The sequence below is a fragment of the Paratractidigestivibacter sp. genome (assembly GCF_052362415.1).
In the GTDB taxonomy this organism is placed as follows: domain Bacteria; phylum Actinomycetota; class Coriobacteriia; order Coriobacteriales; family Atopobiaceae; genus Paratractidigestivibacter.
Genome location: NZ_DAWEMK010000108.1, coordinates 1 through 5,915, shown reverse-complemented (window position 1 = coordinate 5,915; position 5,915 = coordinate 1). Strand labels below are relative to the sequence as shown.

The following is a 5,915-nucleotide window of genomic DNA, read 5'->3' as shown; positions in this document are numbered from 1 at the left end:
CTCACGCCGCGCGACGCGAAGAGGGGCTTCTTGTTGCCTTGGCCGAAGGGCTGCAGCGCCTCGAGGGCGCCAACGGTTTCCACGGTGAGCTCGTCGAGCCCGACCATGGCCGTGACCTCCTCGGTGTCCCGGAACTGCTCGGCAGGCAGCTCGGCGAGCACGGCCTCGAGGCGATCGCGGAACTCGTCGAGGCGCGATGCCTCGCAGGTCACGCCGACCGCGCCCGCATGGCCGCCGAAGCGCACGAGGCAGTCGGAGCACTGCTCGACCGCGTGGAAGAGGTCGACGGAGCCGACCGAGCGGCCCGACCCCTTCGCGACCCCGTCGGAGATGCTGAAGAGGATCGCCGGCACATGGAATCGATTGACGATCCTGGAGGCGACGATGCCCTTGACGCCCTCGTGCCAGCCCTCGCCGCCGACGACCACGGCGTGCGCGCGCCCGAGTCCTTGGGCCTCGATCTTCGCCATCGCCTCGTCGGTGAGCTCGGCTTCGATGGCGCGCCGCTCGGTGTTCGTCTCCTCGAGCTTGGCAGCGAGGAGCTCTGCCTTGCGCGGGTCCTCGACCATGAGCAGCTCAAAGGCCGTGTCCGTGGTGCCCATGCGCCCAGCCGCGTTCAAACGTGGGATCAGCGAGAAGGGAAGCGAGTCCGCCGCGAGGTCGCAAACGCGGATGTTGGCGGCCGCGGCGAGGGCGGAAATGCCGGGGCGGGGCGCGGACTTCATGCGCTCGATGCCGTCGGCGACCAGGGCGCGGTTCTCTCCCTGGAGGAGCATCATGTCCGAGAGCGTGCCGAGCATCGCGATGTCGGTAAAGGAGCGCCACAGCTCGGGCTCGCCGCGACGGCGCCCGAGCTCATGGACGAGCTTCAGCGCGACGCCGGCTCCCGCGAGCTCGCGGGAGGGGCACGCGTGGTCGAGCTTCGGGTCGGTGACGGGCACGTCGCGCGGGACGAGCTCGGAGGGCTCGTGGTGGTCGGTCACGACGACGTCGATGCCGGCGGCGACGAGCTCGGCGACCTCGGCGCCCGAGGCGATTCCGTTGTCCACCGTGATGACGAGCGACGGCTCGCAGGTCTCCCTGACGCGCCCGAGCGCCTCGCGCGAGAGGCCGTAGCCCTCGCCGAACCTGTGCGGGATGAAGGGATGGACCTCTGCGCCGAGATGCCTGAGGGCAAGCGTGAGCAGGCAGGTCGAGCTCATGCCGTCCACATCGAAGTCGCCAAAGACAGCGATGACCTCGTGCTCGTCCAAGGCGCGCTCGACCCTTTGGGCGGCGTCGCCCATCCCGGGGATGATCAGCGGGTCGAGCCAGTCACGCTCGAGCGAGGGGTCGAGGAACTCACGGGCGCTCGCGGCGTCGGTAAAGCCGCGGGACGCGAGCACGCGCGCAACGAGCGGGGTTACGCCAAGCTCGCGCCGGAGCTCGAGCTCGGCCGCGGGCTTCGACGCGAGAACCGACCAGCGGCGGCTCTCGGAAAGGCCGGCCACCTTAGTCGCCGTTCCGGGCGGAGCCGTCGTCCCGGCCAGAGGCGCCGTCGCCGGCCTCAGGCCCGTTCGCCTGGGCGACGGCGCGGCCGAGGCCCCACAGACCCGGCTTAGCAGACGCCGCGCCCTGTCCGGCGAGGCGCAGGACGGGAACGACCACCAGCAGCGAGGAGGCCGCATCACAGGCGAGGCCGCAGGCGAGCGCGAGGGCGACGGCCTGGACATCGCCCGAGGGCACGAAGAGAAGGACGAACGCCACGACAATCAGCGCGGCCAGCGCGATGCCCGCGGGGCGCGCGATCGAGTCGGCGCACTTGATGGAGGCCGACTTGACGCTCCTGCCGTCTCGTACGAGCGAGCGAAGCCTGAAGACGACGGCGCCCACGGCGATGAACTCGCAAAGGAGCGCGACGCCGACCGCGGCGACGCGGGCCACGGAGAGCGAGAAGAGCCCGGACGCGGAGCACAGAAGCAACGCGCCCGAGGTCAGGATGCAGGAGAGCGCCGGGGCGGCGACGGCGGCGGAGGCGAAGAGGCCGAAGAGCATGAGCCCCGCGACGGCGAAGACCGCTAGCGTGGCCACGAGGCACGCGGCGAGCTGACTCGTCGAGAAGACCGGGTCGAGCGGGCGGCTCTGGTCGTAGCTGAGACCGACGGGCAGCGTGCCGGAATCGAGCATGCTCTTGAGCTGGAGCGCCTCCTCGAGCGAGAAGTTACCGGAGATGGAGACCTGACCGCCGTCGACCTCGGCCTGGACGGCGGGGGCCGACTTGACCTCGCCGTCGACGACGATCGCGATCTGGCCGTTCGAGGAAGCGAGCTCCTTCGTCACGTCGGCGAACTTCTGGGCCCCCTCGGAGTCGAAGTTGATGACGACCATGTAGGTGTTGGAGGAGGAAGAGGAACGGGAGGCGGAGCTGCTCGCGGAGCGCACCTGGGCGGACTTGACGTGCGAGCCGTCGAGGAAAGAGGTGTAGGACCCGTCGCCGAGCTTCACGCCCTCCTTGCCGTTCTGGATCTTCGACATGGCCTCCGCGTCGGAGATCTCGTCGACGCGGGCGAACTCGAGCTTACCGGTCTGGCCGATGCCAGAGGCGAGGGAGTCGGGGTCGTCGGTGGCGGGCACCTGGACGAGGACCTGGTCGCCCTCCCCCGTTTTGACCTCGCCGCCAGTGATGCCCTGACCCGCCAGGCGCGTGCGCAGGACCTTCGCCGCGTCAGAGAGCTCGGAGGAGCCGGCACCGCTCGCGGTGAAGACGAGCTCGGTGCCGCCGGAGATGTCGACCCCGCAGTCGAAGGAGCCGCGGAACACGAAGACGGCCGCCGCCGCGGCGACCCCGAGCACGGCGGCGGTGATGAGGGTCCTCCTGCTGCGGACGACGGTCTGGCTCACGCGCTTCTTGCCGGAGCCGGGCTTCACGGACGATTCGGTATGGGTAGCTTCGCGCCACCTGTCGACGCCCGTCTTCGGCACGTCGGACTGGACCTTCTTGGCCATTGGGTAACCTCTTAAGTTGTCGGGGCCATCGGCCCTCAGCGATTAAACTCTTTGAGTATAGACCAGCGCGGACGAGAAGCCCCTCCCGGTCGCGCGTTTTGTCTCCACGCGCAGTTCCGCACGAGCCGGAGGCCACTTAATGTGGCCTCCGTGCGAGCAGGACTGTTTGAGCATGGAGACAATGCGCGCGGCCGGGAGGGGCGGAGGGCGCGATCGTCATCGAGTCAAAGGGCTTGGCGATCACCAGTCGTTCGCGGCGGGAGAGGCCATCCAGCCGGAGACGAACTCGCCGTAGGTGCCGGCGATGATCGACTCGCGGGCGCGGCGCATGAGGTCGAGCAGGTAGTAGATGTTGTGCTCAGAGATCAGGATGGAGCCGAGCATCTCTTTTTGCCTCACCATGTGATGGATGTAGGCGCGCGAGAAGCCTCCCGCGCAGGCAGGGCAGCCGCAGCCCTCGTCGAGGGGCCTCTCGTCGTCGTGGAAGCGGGCATTCTTGAGGTTGATGCGCCCCTCGTTGGAGAAGGCGGTGCCGGTGCGCGCGGTGCGCGTGGGCAGGACGCAGTCGAACATGTCGATGCCGGCTGCGACACCGTTGACGAGCGTCGTCGGGTTGCCGACGCCCATGAGATAGCGCGGCTTGTTGCGCGGCATATGCTCGGCGCACAGCGGCGCCAGACTCTCGAACATCGTCTCGTGGTCCTCGCCCACAGAGTAGCCGCCGATGCCGTAGCCGGGGAAGTCGCCCGCGTTCTCGAGGTGCTCGATGCTGCGCACGCGCAGATCGAGGTGCATGCCGCCCTGGACAATGCCGAAGAGCGCCTGGTCCTTGCGCGTGTGCGAGGCGAAGCAACGGTCTGCCCACATGCTCGAGAGCTCCACGGAGCGCGCGACCTTCGCGCGGGTCGCGGGATAGCCCACGCACTGGTCGAGCTGCATGACGATGTCGGCGCCGAGCTGCTGCGCGATGCGCATGTTCTGCTCGGGCGTCCACTCCTGCCAGCGGCCGTCGTAGTCGACGGCGCGGAACCTCACGCCCTCGTCAGAGAGTTTGAAGAACTGCTCGTGGCTGAAGACCTGGAAACCGCCGGAGTCGGTGAGGATGGGGCCTCCCCAGCGCATGAACCGGTGGACGCCGCCCATGCGCTCGACGAGGTCGGCGCCGGGGCGCTGCGAGAGGTGGTAGAGGTTGTTGAGCAGGATCTTCGTGCCCATGCGCTCGAGGGTCTCCGGGAGGATCCCCTTGACCGTCGCCTTGGTGCCGACGGGCATGAAGATGGGCGTCGGGATGTCCCCGTGCGGGGTATGGAACACGCCCGCGCGCGCATGGGTCGCCGGGTCCTCGGCCACCACGTCATAGGTGAACCAGCGCGACTCGTCGACCGCCTCGCCCGCGCCCCAGAGCTTTTCTTCCCCGCAACCGCACATGCACGTTCCCGCTTTCCGTAAGAATGAAGACAAATAATAAGGCCCGGCGCGATGCGGCGCCGGGCCTTCGATTCTAGCGTATGCGCCAGTCCTACTCGCCGAACTTGGAGTCGATGAGGGCGATGAGGGCGTCGAGGGCGGCCTGCTCGTCCTCGCCGTCGCAAGCGACCTCAACGGTGGTGCCGGTGCCGAGGCCGGCGGCCAGGATCATCATGATGGACTTGGCGTTCACGGGAGCGGAGTCCTTGTCGACGTTCTTGATGGTGACGTTGGACTGGTACTTCTTGGCCTCGGTGACGAACAGAGAGGCGGGACGGGCGTGAAGGCCGGTGGCGTTGGTGATGCTGGTCTGCTTGGAAACCATGATGGGGACTCCCTTTCTGATGATCCGATGAGGGGAGAAACGTCCCCCCAACCTGTTCGTAATAGTAGCAAACATGACGGAAAAGAAAACCGTCGATGTCGACGAGATTCTCAACCGCCCCGATGAGCGGCGCGAGTCGCGCGCCAAGGGGCGAGAACAACCTGCGAAATCGGCACCCGTAACCAGGCCGACGCGGTATCCTGTTTGGAAAAGCAGCCGCGGTCTACGGCCGATCCCGAGAGGCGCAACATGGACGATAAGCTCGAAGCTCAGAAGCCCGAAGAGGAAAAGCCGGTGGGCGCGGCCGAGGAGGGCGCCGGGGCCGAGGAGGGCGCAGGATCTGAGACCGGGGCCGAGCCCGGCGCGGGCGCGGCATCCAAGGCAGCGCGAGGCGCGCTCGGCGCGGCGAGGGGCGCGGCCACCACGCTCAAGGCGGGCGCCTTCGCCATGCGCGACGTCCACAACGCGAGCAAGCAGAGCGCGGACGCGCGCTCCCAGGCCAAGGCCATCCGCCAGGAGCTCGAGGTCGAGAAGACCGTCCTCGAGCACCGCCGCGAGATCGAGTCGGGCTACGAGGGAATCCTCGCGGACCAAGGCAAAGTCGTCGCCGTGGCAAAGGAGAAGATCGAATTCGCACAGCGCAAGCTCAGCGGCCTTACGGAGGAGCACGCTGCGCTCATGTCCGACCTCGACGAGCTGAAGGCGTCCAACGCAAGCGAGCTGAGGCCGTACAAGCGCATCGCGGAGACCTCGAAGGGCGCCCTTGAGGACGCGAACCGGGCGCTGGCCGAGGCGAAGCGCGCGGCGAAGACGGCGGAGGCCCAGGTGCGCGAGGCGACCGATCGCCGCGAGCAGTCCGTGAACTCGGCGAACCGCTCACTCGACAACGCCCAGACGCGGCAACGTAAGGTGCAGGACGACCTGAAAAAGCTCCAGTCGGGCGACGGCTCCCCCTCCGCCATCGCGAAGATGCAGTCCGAGAACGTCGCCGCGCTCGCGCGCGTCCAGGCAGCGCGCGCCGAGGTCGAGCGGGCGACGAAGGAGGCCCAAACAGCCGTCGAGAACGCTCAGACGCACCTTTGGACCCAGAACAAGTCTCTTGAGGGCGCCCAACAGGAGGCCGACGCAGCGAAGGCGA

Annotated in this window: 4 protein-coding genes and 1 pseudogene; 1 reads left to right on the top strand and 4 read right to left on the bottom strand. The window is 68.2% G+C overall.

The window, feature by feature from the left end:
- The 4 genes from recJ to ACT84W_RS09080 all read right to left on the bottom strand — a co-directional run.
- Positions 1–1,490, bottom strand: a 1,490-nt coding sequence (gene recJ / locus ACT84W_RS09095; protein WP_444328976.1) for a single-stranded-DNA-specific exonuclease RecJ, incomplete at its 3' end; no start/stop codon positions are given.
- Position 1,491: 1 nt separating this feature from the next.
- A complete protein-coding gene (locus ACT84W_RS09090) occupies positions 1,492–2,985 on the bottom strand; it encodes a preprotein translocase subunit SecD (protein WP_444328975.1) in 1,494 nt (497 codons plus the stop codon).
- 240 nt (positions 2,986–3,225) lie between these two features.
- Positions 3,226–4,413, bottom strand: a complete 1,188-nt coding sequence (gene tgt, locus ACT84W_RS09085) for a tRNA guanosine(34) transglycosylase Tgt (RefSeq protein WP_444328974.1) — start codon at positions 4,411–4,413, stop codon at positions 3,226–3,228.
- Between the two features lie 91 nt (positions 4,414–4,504).
- Positions 4,505–4,777: an HPr family phosphocarrier protein gene (locus ACT84W_RS09080; protein ID WP_417575518.1), complete on the bottom strand. Its 273-nt coding sequence runs from the start codon at positions 4,775–4,777 to the stop codon at positions 4,505–4,507.
- Positions 4,778–5,026: 249 nt separating this feature from the next.
- On the opposite strand from ACT84W_RS09080, the pseudogene ACT84W_RS09075 reads away from it, so the two are divergent.
- Positions 5,027–5,915 (top strand): annotated as a pseudogene (locus tag ACT84W_RS09075) (hypothetical protein); the annotation flags it as partial.